The organism is Frigoribacterium sp. Leaf172 (assembly GCF_001424285.1).
Taxonomy (GTDB): domain Bacteria; phylum Actinomycetota; class Actinomycetes; order Actinomycetales; family Microbacteriaceae; genus Frigoribacterium.
In genome coordinates this window covers 375593-402401 of record NZ_LMPB01000001.1, presented here as the reverse complement: position 1 = coordinate 402401, position 26809 = coordinate 375593, and the positions used below count along the sequence as shown (strand labels likewise).

The 26809-nt window shown below is 71.0% G+C and carries 25 protein-coding genes; 3 read left to right on the top strand and 22 right to left on the bottom strand.

All coding sequences use genetic code 11. From position 1 onward, the window contains the following. Positions 1–160: 160 nt before the first annotated feature. The 9 genes from araA to ASF89_RS01905 all read right to left on the bottom strand — a co-directional run bounded on the left by araA (position 161) and on the right by ASF89_RS01905 (position 9604). Positions 161–1687, bottom strand: coding sequence for an L-arabinose isomerase (araA, locus tag ASF89_RS01945; protein ID WP_055811564.1), 1527 nt, complete (start codon positions 1685–1687; stop codon positions 161–163). After that, positions 1684–2397 carry an L-ribulose-5-phosphate 4-epimerase gene (locus ASF89_RS01940; RefSeq protein WP_055811559.1) on the bottom strand — a complete coding sequence of 238 codons (714 nt, stop codon included), beginning with the start codon at positions 2395–2397 and terminating at the stop codon, positions 1684–1686. The genes araA and ASF89_RS01940 overlap by 4 nt, the downstream gene beginning before the upstream one ends. Then, positions 2394–4280 (bottom strand): ribulokinase, encoded by a 1887-nt coding sequence (gene araB / locus ASF89_RS01935; RefSeq protein WP_235483950.1) that lies wholly within the window; start codon positions 4278–4280, stop codon positions 2394–2396. The genes ASF89_RS01940 and araB overlap by 4 nt, the downstream gene beginning before the upstream one ends. 72 nt (positions 4281–4352) lie before the next feature. Then, positions 4353–4574: a hypothetical protein gene (locus tag ASF89_RS01930; protein ID WP_055799442.1), complete on the bottom strand. Its 222-nt coding sequence runs from the start codon at positions 4572–4574 to the stop codon at positions 4353–4355. Beyond that, on the bottom strand, positions 4571–5026 hold the full coding sequence (locus tag ASF89_RS01925; protein ID WP_055799439.1) for an SRPBCC family protein: 456 nt from the start codon (positions 5024–5026) through the stop codon (positions 4571–4573). Before ASF89_RS01925 ends, ASF89_RS01930 begins: the two co-directional genes overlap by 4 nt. A 140-nt stretch (positions 5027–5166) precedes the next feature. Next, complete coding sequence (locus tag ASF89_RS01920; protein WP_082489817.1) at positions 5167–6180, bottom strand: LacI family DNA-binding transcriptional regulator; 1014 nt, start codon at positions 6178–6180, stop codon at positions 5167–5169. 67 nt (positions 6181–6247) lie between these two features. Next, complete coding sequence (locus ASF89_RS01915; RefSeq protein WP_082475281.1) at positions 6248–7213, bottom strand: carbohydrate ABC transporter permease; 966 nt, start codon at positions 7211–7213, stop codon at positions 6248–6250. Between the two features lie 2 nt (positions 7214–7215). Continuing rightward, positions 7216–8208 (bottom strand): carbohydrate ABC transporter permease, encoded by a 993-nt coding sequence (locus ASF89_RS01910; RefSeq protein ID WP_055811553.1) that lies wholly within the window; start codon positions 8206–8208, stop codon positions 7216–7218. A gap of 91 nt (positions 8209–8299) precedes the next feature. Then, positions 8300–9604 (bottom strand): ABC transporter substrate-binding protein, encoded by a 1305-nt coding sequence (locus tag ASF89_RS01905; protein WP_055811548.1) that lies wholly within the window; start codon positions 9602–9604, stop codon positions 8300–8302. Positions 9605–9815: 211 nt separating this feature from the next. Between ASF89_RS01905 and ASF89_RS01900 the strand changes: the two genes are divergently transcribed. From ASF89_RS01900 to ASF89_RS01890, 3 genes are all read left to right on the top strand, one after another. After that, positions 9816–11882 carry a beta-galactosidase gene (locus tag ASF89_RS01900; protein WP_082489708.1) on the top strand — a complete coding sequence of 689 codons (2067 nt, stop codon included), beginning with the start codon at positions 9816–9818 and terminating at the stop codon, positions 11880–11882. A 120-nt stretch (positions 11883–12002) separates the two neighbouring features. Continuing rightward, on the top strand, positions 12003–12314 hold the full coding sequence (locus ASF89_RS01895; RefSeq protein ID WP_055811545.1) for a hypothetical protein: 312 nt from the start codon (positions 12003–12005) through the stop codon (positions 12312–12314). A gap of 79 nt (positions 12315–12393) precedes the next feature. Further along, positions 12394–12666 (top strand): hypothetical protein, encoded by a 273-nt coding sequence (locus tag ASF89_RS01890; RefSeq protein WP_055811542.1) that lies wholly within the window; start codon positions 12394–12396, stop codon positions 12664–12666. A 146-nt stretch (positions 12667–12812) separates the two neighbouring features. Here ASF89_RS01890 and ASF89_RS01885 read toward each other — a convergent pair whose 3' ends face one another. The 13 genes from ASF89_RS01885 to ASF89_RS01825 form a co-directional block, all read right to left on the bottom strand. Continuing rightward, the gene (locus ASF89_RS01885; RefSeq protein ID WP_055811539.1) at positions 12813–13769 is read right to left on the bottom strand and encodes a helix-turn-helix transcriptional regulator; all 957 of its coding nucleotides are present in this window, start codon (positions 13767–13769) and stop codon (positions 12813–12815) included. Between the two features lie 114 nt (positions 13770–13883). Further along, entirely contained in the window at positions 13884–14339 is a 456-nt protein-coding gene (locus ASF89_RS01880; RefSeq protein ID WP_055811536.1) for a hypothetical protein, read from the bottom strand. 216 nt (positions 14340–14555) lie between these two features. Next, on the bottom strand, positions 14556–14858 hold the full coding sequence (locus ASF89_RS01875; protein WP_055811533.1) for a hypothetical protein: 303 nt from the start codon (positions 14856–14858) through the stop codon (positions 14556–14558). Positions 14859–14921: 63 nt separating this feature from the next. Then, the gene (locus tag ASF89_RS01870) at positions 14922–15389 is read right to left on the bottom strand and encodes a hypothetical protein (RefSeq protein WP_156463292.1); all 468 of its coding nucleotides are present in this window, start codon (positions 15387–15389) and stop codon (positions 14922–14924) included. A 43-nt stretch (positions 15390–15432) separates the two neighbouring features. Beyond that, positions 15433–16302, bottom strand: a complete 870-nt coding sequence (locus ASF89_RS01865; protein WP_055812979.1) for an SDR family NAD(P)-dependent oxidoreductase — start codon at positions 16300–16302, stop codon at positions 15433–15435. 117 nt (positions 16303–16419) lie between these two features. Continuing rightward, positions 16420–18630 carry an NADP-dependent isocitrate dehydrogenase gene (locus ASF89_RS01860; RefSeq protein ID WP_055811529.1) on the bottom strand — a complete coding sequence of 737 codons (2211 nt, stop codon included), beginning with the start codon at positions 18628–18630 and terminating at the stop codon, positions 16420–16422. 111 nt (positions 18631–18741) lie between these two features. Next, positions 18742–21231 carry an OpgC domain-containing protein gene (gene opgC, locus ASF89_RS01855; RefSeq protein WP_055800695.1) on the bottom strand — a complete coding sequence of 830 codons (2490 nt, stop codon included), beginning with the start codon at positions 21229–21231 and terminating at the stop codon, positions 18742–18744. Continuing rightward, the gene (locus tag ASF89_RS01850; RefSeq protein ID WP_055799388.1) at positions 21228–21656 is read right to left on the bottom strand and encodes an ATP-binding protein; all 429 of its coding nucleotides are present in this window, start codon (positions 21654–21656) and stop codon (positions 21228–21230) included. The genes opgC and ASF89_RS01850 overlap by 4 nt, the downstream gene beginning before the upstream one ends. After that, on the bottom strand, positions 21649–21981 hold the full coding sequence (locus tag ASF89_RS01845) for an STAS domain-containing protein (RefSeq protein ID WP_055799385.1): 333 nt from the start codon (positions 21979–21981) through the stop codon (positions 21649–21651). The genes ASF89_RS01850 and ASF89_RS01845 overlap by 8 nt, the downstream gene beginning before the upstream one ends. Further along, complete coding sequence (locus ASF89_RS01840) at positions 21978–23990, bottom strand: glycosyltransferase (protein ID WP_055799382.1); 2013 nt, start codon at positions 23988–23990, stop codon at positions 21978–21980. The genes ASF89_RS01845 and ASF89_RS01840 overlap by 4 nt, the downstream gene beginning before the upstream one ends. Continuing rightward, a complete protein-coding gene (locus ASF89_RS01835; protein ID WP_055811527.1) occupies positions 23987–25174 on the bottom strand; it encodes a PP2C family protein-serine/threonine phosphatase in 1188 nt (395 codons plus the stop codon). The genes ASF89_RS01840 and ASF89_RS01835 overlap by 4 nt, the downstream gene beginning before the upstream one ends. 125 nt (positions 25175–25299) lie before the next feature. Further along, positions 25300–26382 (bottom strand): hypothetical protein, encoded by a 1083-nt coding sequence (locus tag ASF89_RS01830; protein WP_055811523.1) that lies wholly within the window; start codon positions 26380–26382, stop codon positions 25300–25302. Then, on the bottom strand, positions 26379–26729 hold the full coding sequence (locus tag ASF89_RS01825; RefSeq protein ID WP_055799374.1) for a GntR family transcriptional regulator: 351 nt from the start codon (positions 26727–26729) through the stop codon (positions 26379–26381). Before ASF89_RS01825 ends, ASF89_RS01830 begins: the two co-directional genes overlap by 4 nt. Positions 26730–26809 lie beyond the last annotated feature (80 nt).

Sequence of the window (26809 nt, the reverse complement as noted above, 5' to 3'; positions counted from 1 at the left end):
TGTCCTTCGCGGCCAGTGGAAGGACATCTTCCGACCACTGGACCGGCCTGCGGGCCCGGCGGGCGGACCGGCCAGCCGGCGGGCCCGGCTAGCGGGCGGGCTGGCGGGCCCGCCCGGCGACCCGCAAGCGGGCCCGCCCGGCGACCCGCAAGCGGATCCGCTACAGGCCGCGGGCGAGGCGGTGGTACGCGGCGTTCCAGGCGACCTCGTGACGGAAGTCGCGGATGCGGGTGTCCTCGTCGATGACGAGCAGCTCGGTCTCGACGATGCGGGCGAGGTCCTCGAAGGCCTCGAGGCCGACCGCCGTCGACATCACCGTGTGGTGCGCGGCGCCGGCGGTGAGCCAGGCCTCGGCCGACACGGGGAACGAGGGGCGGGGCTTCCACACCGCGCGGCCGACCGGCAGGTTCGGGAGGTCCTCGTCGGGCTCGACGACGTCGACGACGTTCACGGTCAGGCGGAACCGGTCGCGCACGTCGCTCATCGCGACGACGACGGCCGGGCCGGGGTCGGCCGAGAAGACCAGGCGCACGGGGTCGTCCTTGCCGCCGATGCCGAGCGCGTGCACCTCGAGCGACGCGCGCTGCGACGTCAGGGCGGGGCTGACCTCGAGCATGTGCGCCCCGAGGATCTTCTCCTCGCCGGGGACGAGGTGGTACGTGTAGTCCTCCATCAGGGAGGCGCCACCCGGCAGACCGGCGCCCATCACGTTGGCCGCGCGCACCAGCACCGAGGTCTTCCAGTCGCCCTCGGCGCCGAAGCCGTAGCCCTCGGCCATGAGGCGCTGCACGGCGAGACCGGGCAGCTGCTTGAGAGCGCCGAGGTCCTCGAAGTTCGTCGTGAAGGCGCTGAAGCCGCCCGCCTCGAGGAACGACCGCAGGCCGATCTCGATCGCCGCCCCGTCGCGCAGCGACTGGTGACGCTCGCCACCGGCGCGGAGCGCGGGGACGACGTCGTACTCGGCCTCGTAGACGGCGACCAGCGTGTCGATCTCGGACTCGGTCGCGGCGGCGACGGCCTCGGCCAGCTCGTTGACGCCCCAGGTGTTGACCTGCACGCCGAAGGCCAGCTCGGCCTCGGTCTTGTCGCCCTCGGTGACGCCGACGAAGCGCATGTTGTCGCCGAAGCGCGCCAGCTTGAGCGAGCGCATGGCCGAGGCGCCGGCCGCGGCGCGCATCCACGTGCCGACCTGCTTCTGCACGCGGGGGTCGCTCACGTGACCGACGACCGTCTTGCGCGGGACGCCGAGCCGGGTCTGCATGTAGCCGAACTCGCGGTCGCCGTGCGCGGCCTGGTTGAGGTTCATGAAGTCGAAGTCGATCTCGGCCCAGGGCAGCGCGACGTTCGCCTGCGTGTGCAGGTGCAGCAGGGGCTTGCGGAGCGCGTCGAGACCGCCGATCCACATCTTGGCGGGGCTGAACGTGTGCATCCAGGCGGTGACGCCGATCACCGAGTCGTCGAGGTTGGCCTCGAGCATCGTGCGGCGGATCGAGTCGGCGTCGGTCAGGACGGGCTTCCAGACGAGGCGGACGGGCACGTCGGAGGCGGCGGCCAGCTCGTCGGCGATCGCCTTCGACTGGTCGGCGACCTGCTTCAGGGTCTCCTCCCCGTAGAGACCCTGACTGCCGGTGAGGAACCAGACCTCCTTCGAGGCGAGGAACGCGGTGGGGTCGAGGGTGTCGTTCATGAGAGTTCTCCTGCCGGCGCTTGGCCGTAAACATTCTGATAGCGGTCGAACAGGGCGTCGATGCTCTGCTGAGGGATGGGGAGGGGTTCGCCGAGCTGGCGGGTGATGTGCACGGTGCGGGCGACGTCCTCCGTCATGACCGCGGCCTTGACCGCGTCGCGAGCGTCCTTGCCGATCGTGAAGACGCCGTGGTTCTGCATCAGCACGGCGCGGCTGCGGTGACCGGTGAGCGTCTCGACGATGCCCTCGCCGATGGACTCGTCGCCGATGATCGCGAAGGGCCCGACGGGGATCTCGCCGCCGAACTCGTCGGCCATCGCGGTGATGACGCAGGGGATCGCCTCGCCGCGGGCGGCCCACGCGGTCGCGTAGGTGGAGTGCGTGTGCACGACTCCCCCGACGTGCGGCATGTTGCGGTAGACGTGGGCGTGGGCGGCGGTGTCGCTCGACGGGCTGCGGTCGCTGCCCGGGGTGCCCTCGAGCACGGTGCCGTCGAGGCGGCAGACGATCTGGTTCTCGGGCGTCAGGTCGTCGTACGAGACGCCGCTCGGCTTGATGACGAAGAGGTCGGTGCCGGGCACGCGGCCCGACACGTTGCCGCCCGTCCAGACGACGAGGCCGTAGCGCACGAGCTCGGCGTGCAGCGTGGCGACGTCTTCGCGGGTGGCGTCGATGGCCGCCTGGGTCGCGCGGTCGATCCAGCCGCTCATGCGGAGACCTCGGCGTCCACGGCGGCCTGCTCGACCGAGTCTGAGTCCGAGTCGGAACCCGGAGTTGAGGAGGCGCGGGTCGCCTCCCGACGCATCGCCCGCAGGCGGTGCATCACGTCGTTGCCGCCGCGGCCGAACCAGTCGTGCAGCAGCAGGTACTCGGCGTAGAGGGCGTCGTAGGCGTCGGCGTTCGCGGGGTCGGGCGTGTAGGTGGCGCGCTCGACGCTGCCCATGGCCTCGGCCGCGGCGCGGATGTCGGCGTAGGCGCCCGCGGCGACGGCGGCGTGGATGGCCGACCCGAGGGCCGGGCCCTGCTCGCTCGTGATCGTCGAGATCGGCATGCGGAGCACGTCGCTGTAGGTCTGCATCAGGTGCTTGTTCTTCAGCAGACCGCCGGCGGCGATGAACTCCGTGACGGGCACGCCCGACTCGTCGAAGGCCTGCACGATGCGACGCGTGCCGAAGGCCGTGGCCTCGAGCAGCGCGCGGTAGCCGTCGGCGGGCGACGTGGCGAGCGTCTGACCGACGATGACCCCGCTCAGCTCGTGGTCGACGAGCACCGAGCGGTTGCCGCTGTGCCAGTCGAGGGCGACGAGCCCGTGGGCGCCGACCGGCTGCTCGTACGCGACGTCGGTGAGGTGCTGGTGCACGCTCTTTCCGGCGGCCGCGGCGTCGTCGACGGCCGACTGCGGCACCTGGTTCTTGACGTACCAGGCGAAGATGTCGCCGACGCCCGACTGACCGGCCTCGTAGCCGTAGAGGCCGTCGACGATGCCGCCGTCGACCACGCCGCACATGCCGGGCACCTCGGCGAGCTTGTCGCCGTTCATGACGTGGCAGGTGCTCGTGCCCATGATGGCGACCATCTGGCCGGGCTGGGTGGCCTTCGCGGCCGGGGCGGTGACGTGAGCGTCGACGTTGCCGACGGCCACGGCGATGCCCTCGGGGAGGCCCGTCCAGCCGGCGGCCTCGGCGGTCAGCGTGCCGGCGGAGTCGCCGAGCGCGCCGATCTCGTGCACCACCTTCGTCTCGGCGAAGTCCGCGAAGTCGGGGTTCAGCGCAGCGAGGAACTCGCGGCTGGGGTACTCGCCGTCCTGGTAGATGCCCTTGTAGCCCGCGGTGCAGGCGTTGCGGACGTAGCGCCCGCTCAGCTGCCAGACGATCCAGTCGGCGGCCTCGACCCAGTGCTCGGTCGCGGCGTAGACCTCGGGGTCCTCTTCGAGCAGCTGGAGGCCCTTGGCGAACTCCCACTCGCTCGAGATGAGTCCGCCGTAGCGGGGCAGCCACGACTCGCCGCGCTCGGCCGCGAGCTCGTTGATGCGGTCGGCCTGACCCTGCGCCGCGTGGTGACGCCAGAGCTTGACGAAGGCGTGGGGATGCGAGGCGAAGCGATCGAGCTCGTTGAGCGGGGTGCCGTCGGCCGTGGTCGGGACCATCGTGCACGCGGTGAAGTCGGTGCCGATGCCGACGACGGCCGCCGGGTCGACGCCCGACGCGGCCAGCGCCTCCGGCACGGCGTTCTTCAGCACGTCGACGTAGTCGGAGGGCACCTGGAGGGCCCAGTCGGCGGGGAGCCGCTCGCCCGTGCCCGGCAGCGTCGTGTCGACGACCGCGTGCGGGTACTCGAAGACGCCGGCGCCGAGCTCGGCGCCGTCGGAGACGCGCACGACGACGGCCCGGCCGCTGAGGGTGCCGTAGTCGACGCCGACGACGTAGGTCTCGGTCGAGGCGCCCGGGGCGGTGGGGCCGGAGCCGCCGGCGACGGGGCCGTCGCCGGTCTCGTCGGGGGTGGCCGGGGGAACGTGATCGACCATGATGACCTCTTCGTCGTCGGGGTGGGCGGGCGGACCCCGCACCGAAAGTGAGCGCTCACATTCTGCCATGTGAGCGCTCACCCTGCAACGCGGAGGAGGCGCGGGTCGCCGTCTCGGTCGACCCGCGCCTCCTCGGGATGTTCAGTTGTAGTCGTGCCCCGCGACCCCCGTCGCCCGGTAGACGACCGGGTCGGAGTCCGCCGTGTCGGCGTCGAGCTCGTACGTGATGTCCTCGCCGTCGGCCGCTCCCGGTCGCGTGAGCGACTTCACCGGGGCTCCCGCGATCGACTCGAGCTGCTCGGTCGACACCTCGGCGCCGCCCTCGTCGACGAACGACGCGGTGTACGTCGACTCGTCGCTCATGCCTGGACGTCTCCGCGCCAGGCGCCCGTCTCGGCGCCCTGCGACTCGATGAACTCCTTGAAGTTGCGGAGGTCCTTCTTGATGGCGTGGTTGTCGGCGCCGAGCGTGTTCCCGACCTTCTCGAGGAAGCCCTCGGGGGTCCAGTCGATCTGCACGGTGATGCGCGTCTCGGAGTCGCTCAGCTTGTGGAACGTGACGACGCCGGCGTGGTCGACCTCGCCGCCGGTGCTGTTCCAGGCGACGCGCTCGTCGGGGTGCTGCTCGGTGATCTCGGCCTCGAAGGTCTTCTCGACCGGCCCGACCTTGACCTTCCACACCGTGAGGGTGGGCGTGGTCTGGGTGATCGACTCGACCTCGTCGAGGAACTTCGGGAAGTCCTCGAACTGGGTCCACTGGTTGTAGGCGACGCTGACGGGCACGCTGACGTCGATGGTCTCGATTGCTTGCGACATGGTTCGTCCTTCGTTCTGCTGGTGGAACAGGTCTGACGTGGACGGTAGGTCCAGGCGCAGGGCCGTGTCCGGGCCGTCCAGCGGATTGGCAGGGCGACGGGGGACGCGCCGCCCCGCCGGCAGGGTCGAGGAGGCGCGGGTCAGGTGGTCGCGCGCCGCACCAGCTCGGTCGGCAGCGTCATCGCCGCGGGCTTCTGTCCGTCGATCAGCTGCAGCAGCAGCCGCACCATCTCGGAGCTGATGCGGTCGAAGGGCTGACGCATCGTGGTGAGCGGGGGCTCGGTCTCGGCCGCGATGCTCGAGTCGTCGAAGCCGCCCACGGCGACGTCCTCGGGCACCCGGCGGCCGGCGGCGGCGAGGGCGTCGAGCGCGCCGGCGGCCATCCGGTCGTTGGCCGCGAAGACGGCGTCGACGTCGGGTGATGCGGCCAGCAGATCGGCCATGGCGGCCTCCCCGCTCGCCCGCGAGTAGTCGCCGTGACGGATCAGGCTCTCGTCGAGCTCATCGCCGAGCTCCACGCGGTAGCCGTCGAGCCGGGTGATGCCGCCGGGGGTGTCGAGCGGGCCGGCGATCGTCGCGATGCGACGACGCCCCAGCGACCGGAGGTGCGCGACCATCTCGCGGGCGCCCTCCTCGTCGTCGGCGGCCACGTAGCCCATCCGCCTCTGGTACCCGAGCGGGATCCCGCACGCGATCGCGGGCACACCCGAGCCGACGATGTCGGCGAGCAGCCGCTGACCGCTGTGCGCCGAGACCAGCAGCACGCCGTCGACGTGACCGGCCTCGATGTACGCGACGGCCCGCTTCTGCTCGGCGGCCGACCCGGCCATGATCAGCACGAGCGACATGTCGCTGTCGGCGAGCGCCGCCGCGGTGCCCTTGAGCAGGGCCGAGAAGTTCGGATCCTCGAAGAGCTGCTGGTGGTCCTCGGTGAGGAGGAACGCCACAGAGCCGGTGCGGTTCGTCGCCAGGCTGCGCGCGTGCGGGTTGACCCGGTAGCCCGTCTTCTTGATGGCGGCGTCGACGGCGGCCTTCGCGTCGGGGCTGACCCACCGGCCGCCGTTCAGCACGCGCGAGACCGTCCCTCGCGAGACGCCCGCCTGGTCGGCGACGTCGTTGATCGTGGGCCGCTGGCGACCGGGCGTGCTCGTCACGCGCACAGCCTAGGGCTCCGATCGCGCCGAGCCGCGCCCGCCCGCCCGGGCCGACCCGCGCCTCCCACTATTTGACGGCGCCCGCGGCGAGGTCGACCCTCCAGTACCGCTGCAGCACCAGGAAGATCAGGATGAGCGGGATGACCGACAGCAGCGCCCCGGTGATGACGAGCGTGTACAGCGCCGGAGCCGACGCCCCCTGGTTCAGCAGGCCGTTCAGGCCGACGGTCAGAGGGAAGAGCGAGTCGTCGCCGAGCATGATGTAGGGCAGCATGAAGTTGTTCCAGATGGCGACGAACTGGAACAGGAAGATCGTCACGAGACCCGGTCCGAGCATCGGCACCGCGATGCGGTGGAAGATGTGCAGCTCGCCGGCGCCCTCGGTGCGCGCCGCCTCGATCACATCGGTCGGCACGGCCGCCGCGCCGTAGATGCGTGCCAGGTAGATGCCGTAGGGGCTGATGATCTGCGGCAGCAGCACACCCCAGAAGGTGTTGGTCAGACCGACGTTCGCCAGCAGGAAGTACTGCGGGATCGCCAGGATGACGCCGGGCACGAGCACGCCCATGAGCAGCACGTTGAAGACGACCTTCTTGCCCGGGAACTCGAACTTCGCGAGCACGTAGCCCGACAGCGCCGACACGTAGGTCGAGGCGAGGGCGCCGATGCCGGCGTAGAGCGCGGTGTTGAGCATCCACCGCCAGAAGAGGCCGTCGCGGTACTGGCTCAGCGCGACGAGGTTGTCGAGCAGGTGCGTGCTGGGCGCGAGGGTGAAGGTCGAGAACAGCTCGCCGCCGCTCTTCGTCGACGCCATCACGACCCAGAGCACGGGGAACAGGCAGTAGACGGCGCCGATCAGCACGATGGCCGTCGAGACGAGGCTGCGACGCTCGGTCAGCGAGCTGCCGCCGGGGCGACGGACGCTGCGGGGCCGGCCCGCGCCTCCGGGGCCGGTCGCCGAGGAGGCGCGGGTCGGGTCGACCGGGGAGCGTTCGCCGCGTCGGGTGGTGTCGTCGAGGTCCGCGATGGTCATGGTCAGTCCTCCTGGCCGAAGGCTCGCTTCTGCACGACCCGGAGGAAGAAGAAGGAGACGATGAAGGTGGCGAGGGCGATGACGACCGAGGTCGCCGCAGCCGAGTAGATGTCGTCGCGGGTGAACGCGTCGCGGTAGACGAGCATGAGCGGCGACCAGCTGGTCGACAGGCTGTTCGTCAGAGGCCGCAGGGTGGTCGGCTCGGCGAAGACCTGGAGCGTCGCGACCATCGAGAACAGGGCGGTCATGACGAGCGCGGGGGCGACCATCGGGATCTTGATGCGGAGGGCGATCTGCACCTCGCTGGCGCCGTCGAGGCGGGCGGCCTCGTAGATGTCGCTCGAGACGGCCTTCAGCGACGTGTAGATGACGATCATGTTGAAGCCGACGCCGCCCCAGAGGGCGATGTTCGCGATGGCGAACAGGATGGTGCCCGAGCCGAGCACGCCGGGGACCTCCCAGCCGAAGCGCTCGAACACGTAATAGAACGGGCTGACCGCCGGCAGGTACAGGAACCCCCAGAGCAGCGAGCTGATCACGGCGGGCACGGCGTAGGGCAGGAAGATCGCGATGCGGGAGAACGACGTGGCGCGGGTGCGCTTCGAGTCGAGCAGCAGGGCGAAGAGCAGGGCGAGACCGAGCATGCAGGGCACGAGCACGAGGCCGTAGAGCAGCACGCGGCCGACGCTCGAGCCGAACTCGGGGTCGGTGAGGGTGCCGATGTAGTTCTCGAGGCCGGCGAACCCGGTGCCGCGCGCAGCCGAGCCGAGGCCGAGGCCCGAGACCTGCTTCTTCTGGAAGCTGAGGAAGAGCGTGTAGATGATCGGCGCCGCCATGAAGAGCACGAAGAGGATGATCCCGGGCGCGAGCATGGCGTAGGGGGTGAGCACGCGGCTGCGGAAGCTGCCGGTGCCGTGCCGCCCGACGGGGGCGGTCGCCCGGCGGTCGGACGCGGCGCCGACCGGCGGGGTGATGGGGGTGAGCGTGTCGGCCATGACGGTTCCTCGCTGGTCGCGGACGGTGACGGTGTCGGAGGGGTGAGGGAGGAGGGGCGGCTCAGGATGCCGCCCCTCCTGGTCGTCTCGGCTACTCGACCGAGAAGCCGCTCTTCACGAGGTCGTCGGTCGTGATCTCCTGCATGGCGTCCACGGCGTCCTCGAAGGCCGACTGCGTGCGGGCGTCGGCGGCCTTGGCGAACTCGTCGTTGTACGCGCTGAACGCGACGTTGACGTTCGGGCCGTAGGTGAACGGCGCGACGGTCGACGACGCCTCGGCGGCGATGTCGTAGAAGTCGCTCTGCTGGCTGAAGAACTCCGGCGCCGTGTCCAGCGCGGGGGCGGCGGCGTCGGTCGCGGCCGGGTAGACGCCCGAGATGTCGGCGAGCGCGGCGACGGCCTCGGGGTCGGTGTTCAGCCAGGTGGCGAACTCGACGGCCGCCTCCTTCTCATCGGACTGCGTGGTGACGGCCGTGGTGGACCCGCCCCAGTTCCCGTCGGACGGGTTCGCGGCATCCCACTGGGGCAGCGGCGCGGCGGTCCACTTGCCGGCGGTGTCGGGTGCGTTGCCGCTCAGCACGCCGGGAGCCCAGACGGAGCTGATCCAGCCCACCTGCGAGCCGTCGTTCAGGCCGGCGTTCCACTCGGGGGTGTACATCGGCTTGTTGTCGATCGCGCCGCTCTCGACCAGGCCGCCCCAGTACGAGGCCACCTGCTCGGTCGGGTCCTCGGCGATGTCGACCCCCCAGCTCTGGTCGTCGATGGACCACCAGGAGGCGCCGGCCTGCTGCGAGAGACCGGCGAACCAGCCCGCGTCGTTGGCCGAGAAGGTCCCGAGGTACTTGCTCGGGTCGGCGGCGTGCAGGTCCTCGGCGACCTGGGCGTACTCGTCCCAGGTGGTGGGGACGTCGAGGCCGAACTGGTCGAGGATGTCGGTGCGGTAGTAGGCCATCATCGGGCCGCTGTCCTGCGGGATGGCGTAGACGCCCTGTCCGTCGAGGGTGACGGACGACCAGACGCCCTCGCTGAACTCGCCCTCGAGATCGCCGGCGCCCTGGTCGGTGAGGTCGGCCAGCGCGTCGGACGAGACGAGCGTGGGGATCTTCTGGTACTCGGCCTGGATGAGGTCGGGTGCGCCGCTGCCGGCCTTGATGGCGGTGAGCAGCTTCGTGATGGCGGGGTCCCCGCCGTCCTGCTTGTTGACCGTGACCTGGATGTCGGGGTTCTGGTCGTTCCAGATGTCGACCACCTTGTCGAGGTTGGGGGCCCAGGCCCAGTAGGTCAGCTCGACGGGACCGTCGGAGGAGCTGCCTCCCCCGGCGCCGGAGCAGCCGGTGAGGATGAGGGCCGCCGTGGCGACCGTGACGACGCCGATGCGGCGGAGTGAGCTGTGCATTCGTCCTCCTTGAGGAAAGCAAGAGCTGGTGGAGCGGACAGCGCGAGCCGGGAGAACCACCACGCTGTGCCTGTGAGCGGTAACAGTTACGCACACGGCTTTTCTGTTGTCAACACGGCTTTCGTAACGGTTTGGCAGGGCGATTGCATCTTCTGCACGCCTTTCGCGTGTGCTAGAACTGGGAGCGCACACAGTCAAAGGAGATCACCGCATGTCACTCGACCTCGACGCCCCGGCCGTCACGCCGACCCCCGAGAGCGAACCGCGTCGCACGACGAGCTGGCTGCCCGGCCGTGCCGACATCCGCTACGGCGGCGACTACAACCCCGAACAGTGGCCCCGCGAGGTCTGGCTCGAGGACATCGCGCTGATGAAGCAGGCCGGCATCAACCTGGTCAGCGTCGGCATCTTCTCGTGGGCCCTGCTCGAGCCGCGCGAGGGCGAGTACGACTTCACGTTCCTCGACGACATCCTCGGCCTGCTGCACGATGCGGGCATCGACGTCGACCTGGCGACCCCCACGACCGTGCCGCCGGCCTGGTTCTGGACGGCCTACCCCGACTCCCACCCGGTGACCCGCGAGGGCCTCACCCTCGGCCGCGGCTCGCGCGGCATGGTCAGCCCGAGCTCGCCCGACTACCGTCGCGCCGCGACCGCCATCACCGAGAAGCTCGCCGAGCGCTACGCGGCCCACCCCGCGGTCGTGCTCTGGCACGTGCACAACGAGTACGGCGCCCCCATCAGCGACGACTACGGCGTCCACTCCGTCCGGGCGTTCCGCGCCTGGCTGAAGACCCGCTACGGAACGCTCGAGGCCCTCAACGCCGCCTGGGGCACGCTCTTCTGGGGGCAGACCTACGGCGAGTGGACCGACATCGACGCGCCCCGCGTCTCGGCCACCGTCGTCAACCAGACTCAGCGGCTCGACTTCGCGCGGTTCACCTCCGACGCCCTGCTCGCCTGCTTCGTCGCCGAACGCGACGTGATCAAGAGGCATGCGCCGCACCTCCCGGTCACCACCAACTTCATGTCGACCAACTGCCCGTCGATCGATTACTGGAAGTGGGCCCGCGAGGTCGACGTCGTCGCGAACGACCACTACCTCGTCGCCGAGCGGCACGACAACCACGTGCTGCTCGCCCTGGACGCCGACCTGAACCGGTCGCTGGCCGGGGGCGACCCGTGGATGCTGATGGAGCACTCGACCGGGGCCGTGAACTGGCAGCCCCGCAACATCGCGAAGCGCCCGGGCGAGCTCGCCCGCAACAGCACGACGCACCTGGCCCGCGGCGCCGACGCCATCCTGTTCTTCCAGTTCCGCGCCTCGCGCTACGGGGCCGAGAAGTTCCACTCGGCGATGCTGCCCCACGCCGGCACCTCGTCGCGCATCTGGCGCGAGGTCGTCGAGTACGGCGCCGAGCTCGGTCGCCTCGCCGAGGTGCGCGGATCCCGGGTGGAGGCGCGGGTCGCCCTCCTCTGGGACGTCGAGTCGTTCTGGGCCCACGACCTCGAGTGGCGCCCGTCGGTCGAGCTCGACCACCGCGAGCGCATCGTCGCCTTCTACACGGCGCTCTGGAACCTGGGCGTCACCGTCGACTTCCGCCACCCGCACGACGACCTTTCGGGCTACGACCTCGTGCTCGCGCCGTCGCAGTACGTCGTCGACGCCGAGACCTCCGAGAACCTGATCTCGTACGTCCGAGCGGGCGGGCGCTTCGTCGCGTCGTACTTCTCGGGCGTCGTCGACGAGAACGACGCCGTGCCGGCGGGCGGCGCACCCGGCGGCCTGCGCGAGGTGCTGGGACTCTCGGTGCCCGAGTTCCTCCCCCTCTACGCCGACCAGGTCGTCACGCTCGACTCGGGCGCGACCGGCACCGGCTGGTCGGACGACATCGTGCTCGAGGGCGCCGAAGCCGTGGCCCGGTACACGACCGGCCCGGCCGCCGGTGGACCGGCCGTCACCCGCCACCACCTCGGCGACGGGACCGCCTGGTACGTCTCGACGCGCCTCGCCGGCGGCGACCTCGCGGCGTTCGTCCGAGACGTGCTCGACGAGGCCGGGGTCGTCGTGCCCGAGGGCCACGTCGAGGGGCTCGAGGTCGTCACGCGCCACGGCGACGACGCGGTCTTCACGTTCTTCGTGAACCACGCCGACGTCGACGCGCAGGTGGACGCCGGCGTGGGCGTGGGCGTCGAGCTGCTGCACGGCGAGACCGTCGAGGGCTCGCTGACCGTGCCGGCGGGGGGCGTGCGCGTCGTGAGGAGCCCTCGCGGCTGACCCGCGCCTCCTCGGTCCACCCGATGAACCGGGGAGGCGCGCGCGGGCGAGCGGGCGGGCCGCGGGTGACCTGTCGTCCGACCCCTTGTCGGCGGCACCGGCACCGACTACACAAGGGCCATGAAGCACATCACGTTCGCCTCCAAGTCGCTCTTCGTCGATGACGAGGCGGCGGACACGCTGCTCGAGTACGCCGCACTGCTCGCCCAGTCGGGCGACGCCGACACGGTCGAGCTGAACGCGATCAACGCGGATGGCAACCAGGTCGTCGCGACGCTCCTGCTCGACTCGGGGTCTCCTCTGATGGCGGAGACGACGACCAGCTCGCTCGAACCTCCCGAGAACGACGAGGCGGTCGCCTACATGCGGACCGAGATCGGGCGCGCGTTCTCGGCCCTGCTGCCCGACGAACGGCATGGAAGCCGGGACTAGGGCATCGTCCGGGCGAACCGTCCGGCCATTGTGCGAGTCTTGTTTTGAATTACTCAAAAGACGGTCTAGAGTCGGACGCATGACCTCGACGCACAACTCCACCTCCACCGCCCAGCTGCACCCCCTGGGTGGCCACTACGTCTCGCGGGTCGACACGGGCGCGGGCGTCGGCTCGTACACCGGCTCGAGCGCCCACGACGCCACGGTGATCGGCTCGTACGTCACGACCGGCGCCGCGCGCAACCTCGCCGTCGGTCGCTACACGCGCAGCGAGCGACGCGGCGTCTCGGCCTGGACCACCGCGGTCCGCACCCTCACGGGGTCGATCGTCACGCACCGCGCGGCTGCCTGAACCGGTCGCGCGCTCTCTGCCCGGAGAGGGACGTCTTGCCGCGGGGCCCCCGCGCAAGGCGTCCCTTTTCCGCTGGAAAGCGCCGAGCGGGCTGGGCGCGCCGAGCCGGTGCAGCATCGGCGCCGACCGGCGTCAGCGGTGCAGCGTCAGCGGTGCAGCGTCGCGGAGGGCTTCTCGCCGAAACGCTCGCCGTACGAGGCCGAGAACCGGCCGAGGTGGGCGAAGCCCCAGCGCGTCGCGATGGCGGCGACGGTGGTCTCGCGCGGCCCGAGGTTGAGCAGGTCGGCCCGCGCGCGGTCGAGGCGGATGCCCCGGAGGTAGTCGGTGGGCGTCACTCCCAGCTGGCGGCTGAACGCCACCTGCAGACCGCGGAGGCCGAGGCCCGCGTGCTCGGCGATCTCCGTCGGAGTGATGGGCAGGTGCGCGTTGGCGTGCATGAACTCGACGGCTGCCCGCAGGCGCGCGTTGCGCGGGGCGAGGAGCTGCTCGGGGAGCTGCGGCCCGCGGTGCTTGAACGTGTTGAGCAGCGTGACGGCGGCGAGCCGGTTGACCTCGGAGCGCAGCAGAGGCGTGGCCTCGCCGCCGAGGACGGTCTTGGCCACCGTCGTGATCGTGTTCTTCCAGTCGCGGAGGGCGTCGGCGTCGGGGACGGCCGTGTGGTCGAACTCGAGCGAGCCCGGGAGCGTGCCCTCCTCTTCGGCGGCCACGCGTTCCAGGAACCCGGCGTTGAAGTGGACGAGGTTCTGGCGGTAGTCCTCGAACTCGAACTCGAACTCCTTGCCCGTCGGGAACATCGCCGGCCGGCCGATCTGGAGGGGCAGCTCGTCGCCGTTCAGGTCGTAGACGCCGGAACCGCCGGTGATCCACGAGACGACGTACTCGTTCTCGGGCTGGATGGCGCCCTTGATCGACCCGAGGAACATCGACGACCGCAAGGTCATCTCGTCGTCGCCGGTGATCGTGTACCGGTACGCGAAGTCGGTCTCGGTGCGCTCCGTGTCGAAGCCCTTGCCGTTGTACCCGTCTTCGTACATGGCCCGGGCCTGATCCATGTCGCGACCCGCGATCTCCGACCTGATCGGCGGCTGGGTCTCACGGCTCATAGGCCGATAGTCCCATGAACGCACTCCCAACGCCGAGCCGACAGCCGCAAAGCGCATCGGTCGAGGAGGCGCGGGCCGAGAACCGCATCCGCCCTCGGTGCTCCGCGACCCGGCTCAGGCGTCTTCGGAGTCGCCCAGCACCTTGAGCAGCGCCGTCCGGAGAACCGATCGGAACGCCTTGGGAACGCGGATCCGGTAGGGGTGGCCGGCCTGCAGGGTCAGCACGACGACGGGCCCCTGGACGACCAGCGCCCAGCCGGAGACGGCCGAGAGCGGCACATCCTGCGAGCCCTCCGGCACCTCGGGGCCCTCGACGTGGACCCGGTCGGGGTAGACGAACACGGCGTGGTGGTCGCCCGAGAGCGTGGCGGAGCACTCGAAGACGAGGTCCGGGTCGAGCTCGCCGTAGAACTCGGCCCAGTCGTCATCGGCCGTGAGGTCGGGCGCGACCGGACGGCGGTCGCTGAACGCCGCGGGAAGACCGTCGGAACCGGAGAAGGAGTCGAGGAGGTCGCTCTGCTCGCTCCGTGATCGATGCGGAGAGGTCGGGTCGGGTCGCAGCTCGGTCACGACGCACCACCCTCCATCTCGGACGAATTCCTTTACGACGTCAGTCAATCAGCAGGGCCCACCTCCCCGCGAGCAGGTCACTGCCAGCCTCCGCCTCAGCGGGGGACGTCGCGAGCGTCGGATCGGCAGCGGGGTGGGGATCGCGGGGGCTCTCCGGTCGCCGAACGGATGTCGGCGCACAGTCCGCAAAACGAACTCCGCAGGAGCACGCGGCGATCAGCCCGCGATGAGAGCGAACGACTCGCTTCGCATGTAGCCCATCATCGAACCGACGTCGGCGGACGACGACAGGGAGACGTCGACGATCGAGGTGCCGGAACCCGGGTCGGTCGTGGCGGTCGGGGCCGGAGACGCGGGCACATCGATCGTCGCGCGATCGGACGGGGAGGTCTCGGTCGCGACCCCGAGCGGGCCGCGCCCCCAGAGCACCGTCGCGACGAGGAGGACCAGCCCGACGGTCGTCAGCATCATCGTGCCGTGGACCGCGCGGCGCGTGGCGTCGTGTCCGTCCTGATGCATGACTCCCCCTCTCGTCTCGTCGACGTTAGGGGGTGCAGATCACCGCCTCCTGGGTCGCACCCGTCAACACGCTGACAACGGGGGTCGCACCCCCGTGGCCACGCTCTCGACGAACCTCAGGGCGATCGCCGTGGCCGCGGCCTCGTAGCCGGGGTACTCGGGCAGCCCCTGCGCCAGGAGCGAGAGCAGCACCACCACGTCGGTCGTGCGGATCGTCGAGACCACCGACCCGTCGTTCCGACCGCGGGCGACGAGCACGTCGATCCGCCGACGGATCTCGTGGTCGAGACGCGCGACCTCGGGCGCCGGCAGACCCGGCGCCCCGAAGCCGGGCAGCATCAGCCCGTCACGGCCGTCGATCACCTCGGCGAACAGCGTCTCGAGACCGGAGATGCCGTCCGCCTCGAGAGCGATCACCTGGTCGAGCAGCGAGAGGGTGTCGCCGTACGCCCGGGTCACCACCCCCTGGGCGGCCGGGGGGTCGTCGGCGTCGGGTCCGTCGGGCACGAGTCGGGGCGGGAGACGAGTCACGATATGTAGCCTACGAAACACCGGCTCCCGGCGCGACCCCGGCTCAGATCGTGTCGGGTGCCTCCGAGAACCGCGCGCTGCACTCCCAGAGGCCCCGGGCGAGCTCGGCGTCGTCGGCGGACCGGTGCAGACGCCCCGGTGCGCGCAGCCGGTCGAAGTGATTGCCGCTCGGCGCCGGGACCCGAGGCGCGGCGGCGAGTCGCACCAGCGGCTCGGCGCCCTCGTCGGTCGTCACGGCCAGCCGCTTGCCCAGGGTCGCGACCGTGCCCGACCCGCCGAAGCCCGAGGCGACGAAGCCGGGGTGGAACGCGAAGGCCTCGACGCCGGTGCCGCGCAGGCGACGCGCCAGCTCGCGGGTGAAGAGCACGTTCTCGAGCTTGGAGGCGCCGTAGGCCCGCATGCCGCCCGCCCACGGACCCGTGGCGGTGCCGAGGTCGTCGAGACGGACGCCGCCGAGCCGGTTGCCGGCGCTCGAGGTCTGGATGATGCGGACGGCGCCCTCCGGCGCGCTCTCGGCCGTCTCGAGGAGGCGCGGCAGCAGCAGGGAGGTCAGGAGGAACCCCGCGAGGTGGTTGCTCTGGAAGGTCGTCTCGAAGCCGTCGCGGGTGCTCGTGCGTTCGGTGAAGAGGCCCCCGGCGTTGTTCGCCAGGACGTGGATGCGCGGGTGGTCCGCCAGCAGCGACGCCCCGAGATCGCGCACCTGGGCGAGGTCGGTGAAGTCGCAGACGTAGGCGCGTCCGCCCACCTCGGCGGCGACGGACGTCGTGCGGTCGGGGTTGCGGCCGACCACGGCGATCTTCGCGCCGAGCCGCGACAGCGCCCTCGCGGCGCTGCGGCCGATGCCGGAGCTCGCGCCGGTGATGACGATCGTGCGGTCGGACTGGTCTCGTGCCTCAGGCAGCGTCACGCTCATGCCTGCACCGTAGGCCCACCCTCCTCCGAGCGCGCCCGGTGAGCGGCACGACGGCGGCACGAGGACGACGGAGGCGCGGTGCCCGTCGGACACCGCGCCTCCGTGATCGATGCTCCGCTACAGCGTCGCGAGCGCCGCGTTCAGCGTCGCCGACGGCCGCATGACGGCCTCGGTCTTCGCCGCGTCGGGGCGGTAGTAGCCTCCGATGTCGACGGCCGTGCCCTGAGGGGCGATCAGCTCGCCGACGATGACCTCCTCGCTCTCGCCGAGCGATGCCGCGAGCTCGGCGAACGAGGCCGCCAGGTCGGCGTCGTCCGTCTGCGCCGCGAGCTCGTCGGCCCAGTACTTGGCGAGGTAGAAGTGGCTTCCGCGGTTGTCGATCGAACCGAGCTTGCGCCCCGGCGACCTGTTCTCGTCGAGGAACGTGCCGGTCGCACGGTCGAGCGTGTCGGCGAGGATCTGCGCCCGGGCGTTGCCGGTCGAGGTCGCCAGGTGCTCGAAGCTGACCGCGAGGGCGAGGAACTCGCCCAGGCTGTCCCACCGCAGGTAGTCCTGCTCGACGAGCTGCTGCACGTGCTTCGGGGCGGATCCGCCGGCGCCGGTCTCGAAGAGTCCGCCGCCGTTGATCAGCGGGACGACCGAGAGCATCTTCGCCGAGGTGCCGAGCTCCATGATGGGGAACAGGTCGGTGAGGTAGTCGCGGAGCACGTTGCCGGTCACCGAGATGGTGTCGTCGCCGCGGCGGATGCGCTCGAGCGAGAACGCCATCGCGTCGACGGGCGACAGGATCTCGATCTGCAGACCGTCGGTGTCGTGCTCGGCCAGGTACGTGCGCACCAGACCGATCAGGGTCGCGTCGTGCGAACGGGTCTCGTCGAGCCAGAACACGGCCGGCGTGCCGCTGGCACGGGCCCGCGTGACGGCGAGCTTGACCCAGTCGCGGATCGGGACGTCCTTCGTCTGGCAGGCGCGCCAGATGTCGCCGGGCTCGACGTCGTGCTCGATGAGCGTCGCACCCGACGAGTCGACGATGCGGACGACGCCCGCGGCCGTCAGCTCGAAGGTCTTGTCGTGCGAGCCGTACTCTTCGGCGGCCTGCGCCATGAGGCCGACGTTGGGCACGGAGCCCATCGTCGCCGGGTCGAACGCGCCGTTCGCGCGGCAGTCGTCGAGCACGGCCTGGTAGATGCCGGCGTAGCTCGAGTCGGGGATCACGGCGAGGGTGTCGTGCTCGTCGCCGTCGGGGCCCCACATGTGACCGGACGTGCGGATCATCGCGGGCATCGACGCGTCGACGATCACGTCGGAGGGCACGTGCAGGTTCGTGACGCCCTTGTCGGAGTCGACCATCGCGAGGTCGGGGCCGTCGGCGATGCCCTGGTCGAAGGCCGCCGTGATCTCGGCGCCGTTCGGCAGGGCGGACAGGCCCTGCAGGATGCCGTTCAGACCGTTGGCGGGGTCGAGCCCGGCGGCCTGCAGGTCGGCGCCGTACCGCTCGAAGACCCGGGGGAAGAACGCGCGGATGACGTGGCCGAAGAGCAGCGGGTCGCTGATCTTCATCATCGTCGCCTTGAGGTGCACCGAGAACAGGACGCCCTCGGACTCGGCGCGGGCGATCTGCGCCGCGAGGAACTCGTGCAGCGCGGCGACGTGCAGCACGGTGCCGTCGATGACCTCGCCCGCGAGCACGGGCACCGACTCGCGCAGCACGCTGGTGGTGCCGTCGGCGCCGACGAACTCGATGCGGAGGGTGTCGTCGGCGGGCATCACGACGGTCTTCTCGTTCGACCGGAAGTCGTCGACGCCCATGGTCGCGACGTTCGTCTTCGAGTCGGCGGACCAGGCGCCCATGCGGTGCGGGTGCTTGCGGGCGTAGTTCTTGACCGACAGCGGCGCGCGGCGGTCGCTGTTGCCCTCGCGCAGCACCGGGTTGACCGCGCTGCCCTTCACCCTGTCGTACCGGGCCTTGACGTCGCGCTCGGCGTCGTCTCGCGGGGAGTCGGGGTAGGCGGGCAGGTCGTAGCCCTGCGACCGCAGCTCGGCGATGGCGGCCTTCAGCTGCGGCATCGACGCCGAGATGTTGGGCAGCTTGATGATGTTGGCCTCGGGCGTCTGCGCGAGGGCGCCGAGCTCGGCCAGGGCGTCGCCGATGCGCTGCTCGTCGGTGAGGCGCTCGGGGAACTGGCTGATGATGCGTCCGGCGAGCGAGATGTCGCGGGTCTCGACGTCGACCCCCGCGGTCTTCGCGTACGCCTGGATGATGGGAAGGAACGAGTAGGTCGCCAGCAGCGGCGCCTCGTCGGTGAGCGTGTAGATGATCTTGGCCATGGCGGCGGGTACTCCCTCGTGTCGCTCGTGCGTGTGTTCCTGCTCAGGCTAGCGGGAGGAGATGTCTCGATGTCGAGAGAACTCGGCGCGCGGGGGACACGAGGCCGCCGATCAGCGGGGGATGACCGAGAAGAGGAACCTCTTCCGCACCATGAACCAGACCAGCAGGATGACCACCGTGTGGATCACGGTGCCGGCGAGGACGTTCGACCGGTCGAGGCCCGGGATCGAGGCCACCGCGAGGGCGAAGAAGACCTGCCAGATGAAGACGTACAGACTCGCCTGCCCGAGCGGGATCCACAGCCATCCCAGGGCGGCCGCGATGGGCTTCCAGAACACGGTGAGGATCGCGTAGACGCACACCACCACGAGGGCGACGTCGACGAGGCGGCCCCACTGCATGTCGACGCGCTGGTACCCCGTCAGGTACAGCGAGTCGTAGATCGACGACGGGATCGGTCCGAGATCGAAGCCGTAGGTGCTGCCCGCCCAGAGGAGGGCGAGGAACCCGGCGTAGCCCACGACGCCGACGCCGACGAGCACCTTGCCGACCGTCGACGTCAGCGCCGAGACGATCTGACGCCGGTAGTTGCCGATCACGAGACCGTGGGTGAACAGCACCTGCCAGGCGAAGAGCGGGAACACCGGCTCGAACTGCGACGGCAGCAGTGAGAAGTCGGGGAAGAGCACGCCGACCGCGTAGACGGCCCAGCTGGCGACGAGCACGACCCACCAGAGGCCGCGCTTGACGAGCCACATGAGACCCGGGATCGTCAGGCTGAGCACGACGAAGAGCCCCATGATGTTGAACGGCCAGGGGCCCATCTCGAGCAGCAGCAGCTGACGCACCGCGTACCAGGGCGGCGGGTAGTCGAGCAGGCGGTCGGCGTTCGGGTAGAGGTCGTAGACGCGCCCCATGGCGCCCGCGCCGGTGTCGCCGGTTCCGCGGTCGGTGAAGGTCGTGATCTCGTCGGTGTTCACCAGCGGCACGAAGCTCAACGCGAAGACGATCAGGATGACCGCGAGTGTGACGACGTACTGCTTGCGCGCCCGCACGAACGCGCCGATCGCGGCCGTCTTCTCGCCGAACCTCCTGACCCCGAGCGGGTAGACCATGCCGAGCACGAGCCCGCTGAGGAACACGAACATCTCGGCGCCGGTGATGGCGCCCACCGCCTTGAGGGTGACGAACGAGTAGGGCCCGGCGACCTCGATGTGCGTGATGACCACGGCGAGGATGATGAAGCCGCGGAACAGGTCGATGCGCAGGTCGCGCCCCGGCTTGCCGTCGTCGGGGTAGCGCCAGCTCGGCAGCAGGCGACCGGCGACACCGCTCAGCAGGAACGCCAGGGCGAGGGCGACGGCGCAGCCGACGATCCAGCCCATCTCGTCGCCGCCGCCGTCGCGGACCTGCACGGTGGCCGCGTCGCCCTCGGCGTTCGTGACGGGTTCGGTCACCGGCCCGAAGACGACGTCGGAGGCGGTCAGATCGGCACGGAGAGCGGCGGCCATGTCGTCGTCGGCGGTCGCACGCCAGTCGACCTCGCGGCCGTCCGCCTCGGCCTCGTCTCGCACCGTCTCGAGCCAGGTCACCCCGGCGATGAGCGGCCGGTCGGGCAGCGCGGCGAGCACCTGACGCCACCAGCCCCGCTTGACGTCGACCTCGGGGTCGCCGTCGATGCTCTGGTCGTACAGGGCGCCCGTGTCGAGCAGCAGCGGGTGGTCCGTCCCGGCGGCGAACCGGTCGTAGAACGTCGACTGCTGCGGCTGCGTGTAGCCCCAGGTCTCGTCGAAGCGGGCCTCGACCTCGCCGGCGGTCGGCGCCTGGTTCATCTCGAGGGGCACGTCGGTCCCGGCCGACGTCGAGGCGTCGCCCTTGCCGAAGAAGAACATGGTGAGCCCGACCCAGTCGACGGCGTCGTCGCCCGGGTAGTACGGGCCGTACGGGTCGTCGGCCGCGGTGACGGCCCCGTCGCCGTCGGTGTCGAGCAGGGCCTCGTCGCGGGCGCCGGTGGCGGGCAGCCGGCCGTTCGCCTCGGCGAAGGGGTAGCCGGCCCCGTACGACGGAGCCCACACCATCGTCGCATCGGACGTGCCGGCGTGCACGGTGTCGGCGATCTCGCCGAAGGCCCGCACGAACTCGGTCGGCTGCTGCCCCCAGCGCTGCCAGTTGCCGTTCATCTCGGGGGCGAACCGCACGAGCTGGGCGAGCCCGTACTGGTCGTGGAACTCGGTCATCAGCTCGTCGGCGCGGGCGGCCTGATCGGCGTCGAGGTCGGCGAGCGGTCTCGACGGCTCGAGGCTGACCACCAGGGCCGCCCCCTGGGCGGCCGCGGCCCGGGCCGATCGACGCCACTCGTCGACGGCGCCGTCGTCGAGCGGGTAGTCGACGTTGACGCCGTACATCGAGGGCGTCTCGCCGAGGCGACCCGCGTAGCCGTCGGGCCCGTCGGAGCCCCAGTCGAGATCGGGGCCGAACCAGGCCCCGTCCGCAGGAGGCGCGGTGGCGGCCGTCGCCGCCGCCGCGCCTCCCAGGGCCAGCGGCACCGCGGCCGCCACCGCCGCGAGGGCGGCGACGACGCGCAGCGCCCGGCGTCTCACCGACGGCACACGAGCGTCCAGATGTTGCGGCCTCCCTCGTGCGTGTAGTCGAGCGATTCGAGGCTGAGGAGGGCGAGGGCGAGCCCCCGGCCGTCCTCGTCTTCGAGGTCGGCCATCGACACGTTGCTGAGGTCGATCTCGGCGGGCAGCCCGTTGTCGTTGAAGACGGCCGTCAGACGCTCGTCTTCAGCCCGGAGCTCGAGCTGGAACCGACGCCCGTCGACCCCTTCGAGGCCGTCGGCGCGGATCGAGTGCTCGATGACGTTCGCGGCGATCTCGACGATCGCCGTCTCGAACGGGAACCGCACCTCCATCGAGTCGATGCCGAGCGCGGACCACCAGGCCTCGAAGGTGTTCTGGACGAGGTCGATGCTCTCGGGCACGGCAGCGACGTCGATGACGCTGACGCCGTCGCTCTCAGTCATGGAGCGCTTCTTCGACCGAAGCGCGGGGCTGGAGGATGCGGTCGAGGTTCGTGAGCTTCAGCACCATCGAGACCTGCTCGGTCGGGGCCACGAGTCGGAGGTCTCCACCTGCCTGTCGCGCGGACTTCAGGCACGACACGAGCGCGCCGAGCCCCGACGAGTCGACGAACGTCGTCTGCGAGAGGTCGACGATGATCAGGCGGTCGCCGGCCTCGATGCGCGTCGACACCTCTGTTCGGAGCTGCGGGGTGGACACGACGGTGAGACGCCCCTGCGGGGAGATCACGACCCCGCCCTCGACGGTCTCGACTCCAACGGTCATCATGGGGATTCCTTGTCTCGGGGCGCCTCTGGCCCCGTGTAGAGAACGGCTCGGATGACGATACTGAAGATCACCAGGTCGAAGACGACCCAGAGGATGTTCACCAACGGCGCGATGCCGTCCGCCTGTCCGGTCGCGTAGCGGATGCCGACGAGCACCAGGGCCGCCGCGAGGCAGCCCATGGCGATCAGCTGCGGCTTCACGAGGTCCCAGCGCGGCCCGTTCGAGGCCTGCTTGGTCTTGGGGGTCACCGAGAAGCCGAGTGCACGGCCGCGGTAGACGTTCTGGAACGCGGTCGTCACCGAGGCGATCCAGACGGGGAACAGCGCGAGCGAGTACTGCTGCCCGCGCCAGGTCGGGCGGCCCGCGGCGACGACCCAGAACAGCACCTGGTTGAGCACCAGGAACGGGATCAGCCGCGCGAAGAAGTCGACGCTGTACGCCGTCACCGGGACGACGCCGAACGAGAGGCACAGCACGGGCGCCGCGATGTAGACGAGGGCGGCGAAGCCCGAGAGGTAGCTCCACATCGTCGAGAAGTACATGAGGCGCTGACCCCACGAGAGGCCCTTCTGCACGAGCGGGTTCTCGCGGAAGAACACCTGCATCGTGCCCTGGGCCCAGCGGAGGCGCTGCGTCATCATCGTGTTGAGGTCTTCGGGGGCGAGGCCGATCGCGAGGATCTCGTCGTGGTAGACCGACTTCCAGCCGAGACCGTGGAGGCGCATGGCCGTCGCCATGTCCTCCGTCACCGAGATCGTGGCCAGCGGCATGATCGCCTGGGCCTCGTCGCCGCGGTCGACGTCGAGCGCGTTCACGAGCATCGAGATCGACTCGATGGCCTGCAGCGGCGACGACGAGCGCTGGCTGAGCAGGTCGAGGGCGGCCTGGTCGAGGGCGTCGAAGGTGCCGGGGCCGACCGACATGGCGGCGAGCTCGGCGATGTCGTCCTGCATGGCGGCCACGTCGGCGTCCGCGAAGCGGTACGCGATCGTGTCGATGCCCCGCTGGAACCGGTAGGTCACGTCGCCCAGCGAGTCGCCGCGGGCGACCTCGACCCGCGCCCGCTCGACGATGGTCTCGGCCTCGTCGAGCACCTCGAGCACGCGGGGCTGGTCGACCGCCTCCTCGCGGGCGCGGGCGATGAGACGCGTCGACGTCTTGATGGCGCGGCGGACGGCCGCCTCGACCTCGGCGACGTAGCGCGACACGCCCAGCTGCATGAGGGCCTCGCGACGCAGCACGGCGTTCGAGCCGCAGAAGAACGCGCTGTTCCAGCCGTCCTTCGACTGCTGGATCGGCCCGTAGAACAGGGGCGCCTGGCTGCCGAGCGGGTCGGACTCGGGCACGTTCTCGAACCACTGCGGCGTCTGCACGAGGGCCGTCTTCTCGTCGCGGAAGTAGCCGAGGGTGCGATGGAGGATGCTCGGCTCGGGCACCTGGTCGGCGTCGAGGATGAGCAGGAACTCGCCCTCGGTCGCGAGCAGCGCGTTGTTCAGGTTGCCCGCCTTCGCGTGGCGGGGCCGGTCGACCCAGTCGGACGACCTCGTGATGACGCCGATGCCCGCGGACTCGGCCGCCTCGCGGATCTCGGCGCGACCGCCGTCGTCGAGGATCCACGTCGTGTGCGGGTACTCGATGGCCTTCGCGGCGAGCGCCGTGCGCATGACGAGCTCGACGGGCTCGTTGTAGGTGGTGACGAAGACGTCGACGGTGACGACCGTGTCGGGCGACTCGGGCGACGGCGCGGTCGGCGGTTCGCCGCGTTCGCGCAGTCGCCAGGCGCCCATGCCGAACAGCAGCGAGTCGATCACGCTGTACGTCTCGGCGACGATCAGCGGCACGGCGATCCACCACGACGACCAGTTCACCGACACGGCCCAGCGCCAGATGATGTAGTTCAGCCCCGCCAGCGATGCGAGCAGCACGACTATGCGGATCGGGACGATGCGCCGGGGCGGCGTCGTCCGCCCGAGGAGGCGCTGGTCGCGTCGGGTGAGGAGGTCCGTCATGGACGACGGTCCAGTACGAGGAGGGTGACGTCGTCTCGGGCGATGCGGTCGTCGGCGAGCATGCTGATCGCATCGACGAGGTCGGGCCCGTCCGTCCGTTCGCCGTCGCCGGAGCGGGCGACGATGCGGCCGATCTCGCGCACCCAGTCGAGGTCGTCGTCGAGGATGTCGAGGACGCCGTCGCTCATGACGACGAGCCGGTCGCCGGTCAGCAGCGGAGTGGTGTGCGTCTCGTGCGGCTGCGCCTCGAGGCCGAGGGGCAGATCGGCGCCCATGAGCTGCTCGATCGTGCCGTCGGCGCGGATGATGAGCGAGAGCCCCGAGCCCGCGTCGACGTACGACAGCTCGTCGGTGTCGAGGTCGAGCACGGCGTGGAAGTAGGTGACGAACGACCCGGTGCGCTGCAGGTCGCCGAGGACGGCGCGCTCGATGCGGTCGACGGCGGTGCCGAGGCGACGCCCGTCGGTGACCGTCGGCACGGCGGCGCGGCACGCCGCACGGACGGCCGCCCCCAGGATCGCGGCCCCGACGCCCTTGCCCATGACGTCGCCCACGGCCACGTGCACCTGTCGGCCGACGACGCCGTAGTCGAAGTAGTCGCCGCCGACGCTGAGCGAGGGCAGGCACACGCCCTCGACGTGCACGTCGTCGATCTCGAGGGGCTCGTCGGGGAGCAGGGCCTGCTGCGTCGCCCGCGACGAGGCGGCCTCGGCGTCGGCGAGCAGCTCGCTCTGCGCCCACGCGGCGAGGTCGACGAACTCGGACATCTCGAGCGGGTTCAGCTGCCGCGGCTCGGGGGCCATGACGCAGAACGACCCGACGACGTTGCCCGAGCCGTCGAGCAGCGGGTGGCCGAGGTAGAAGCCGAGGCCGTTGGCGCGGAACATCGCGATGTCGTCGAAGCGCGGGTCGATGCGGGCGTCGTCGGTCGTGATGATCTCGCCCGAGTCGATGACGAGGCGGCAGGGGGTGTCGGCGCGGCCGACGACCGGCACGTCGAAGCCGTCTCGCCCCAGGAAGAGCGCGCGGTCGGAGTCGATGACCGTGACCGACGACATCGGCACCCCGAAGATCGCCCGGGCCATGCGCGTGATGCGGTCGAGGCGGGGGTTCCGATCGGTGTCGATGACGCCGAGGCTCTCGACCGCCCGCTGGCGTCTGACCTCGCGCGTCGACTCCTGCATCGTCGCACCCCCTCTCTGTGGACACTCTAAACAGATGGAGCGGTCTCCGGGGAGCCTCCGCCCGCCTCCGGTGACCCCACTTCTGGTGCGGTCCGAGGGGGAGGGAGGACGGACGCCCCGTCGCGTCAGCGCGCGGCGAGAGCGGCGGCGACCGAGGCGGCGGACTCGGCGTCGTCGATGGTGACGGCGACGGCGCTCCCGTCGCGGCGTCGGACGACGATGCCGGGGCGGCGGCCGGTGACGTAGGCCGTTCCGCGCTTCGAGACGCGCAGTCCCCAGCCGCCCCAGGAGAGCGGGTCGAGGGTCTCGGTCTCGACGCCGGCGACGTCGGCCAGGCGCACCCGCAGCAGGCGGATGCCGAGCAGGGCCGACACGAGGCGCACGCCGCGCCGGTCGACGGTCAGCCGCACCCGGCCCAGGGCGAGGACGGCGGCGCCGGCGAGGAACAGCACGGCGGCGTGGACGACGACCGAGGAGGCGCCGGTCGCGAACAGGACGACGCCCACGACGATCGCCAGGGCCATCAGGACGGACCCCATCACGACGAAGACGGGGCTGCCGGTGGTTCCCGACCACGCCAGCCGCTCCCCCGGTCGCAGATCCGCCGGGCGGACGCTCGCCCGGTCGTCGAGCTCCTCGTCGGGCAGGGCCCGGACGCCGCTCCCGGTCGCCAGCCAGCCGACGACGACGCCCCAGGCGAGGCCCGGGAGCGTGAGCGCGGGTGTCCAGCCGGCCACCGCCTCCTCGGGGGTCGGCGCCGCCGCGGTGGCGAGGGCGGTGGCGACCCAGGTGCAGGCGGCCAGGCCGGCGAAGGAGGCCGCGCCTCCGGCGATCAGGCGTGACGGGCGCCCGCGCCGGGTCAGGGCGGCCACGATCGACACCGCGGTCAGGGCGGCGACGATCGTCGCGACGACGGCGAACGACGACCAGGTGCCCGAGAACCCGTCGGCGGGGCCGTCGCCCGACCAGTGCCGCGCGATGGTGTCGCCCAGCCGCGGACCGACCACGAGGGCGACGACCACGAGGAGGGCCGCGGGCGCGAGGGCCGCGACGACGGCCGAGGAGGTGCGGAGCAGGGCCGTCCCGTCGACCCCGGCGGGCGCATGGTCGGCGGGCGCGTGGTCGGCGGGCGCGTGGTCGGCGGGCACGGGCGCGGTGCCGGTCTCGGGCTCGTCGGGCGTGCTCGGGTCGGGTCGGTCGGTGGTCATGTCATCCCCCTGATGATCGTGGCGAGGTCGGCGGGTGCGATGCCGAGGCGGGCGGCGTCGCGGACGAGCGCGGCGGCGGCGTCGTAGAGGGCCGTGGTCGGGGCGTCGGCGCCGGCGATGACGACCGCCCCACGACCGCGGCGGAGCTCGATCAGGCCGGACGTGCGGAGCGAGTCGTACGCGCGCAGGACGGTGTGCATGTTGATCGCGAGAGCGGCCGCGAGGTCGCGAGCCGAGGGCAGTCGCTCGCCGATCTCGATGCCGCCGTCGGCGATGCCCCGGCGGATCTGCGTCACGACCTGGTCGGCGAGCGGCATCTCGGACGCCGGATCGAGCCTGATCAACATGTTCTATCTCTACTAGAACAAGTCCCGAGATCGCAAGGGCTGGGGTGCGCTTTCCGGATAGTCGAAAAGCGAGCTTGGGC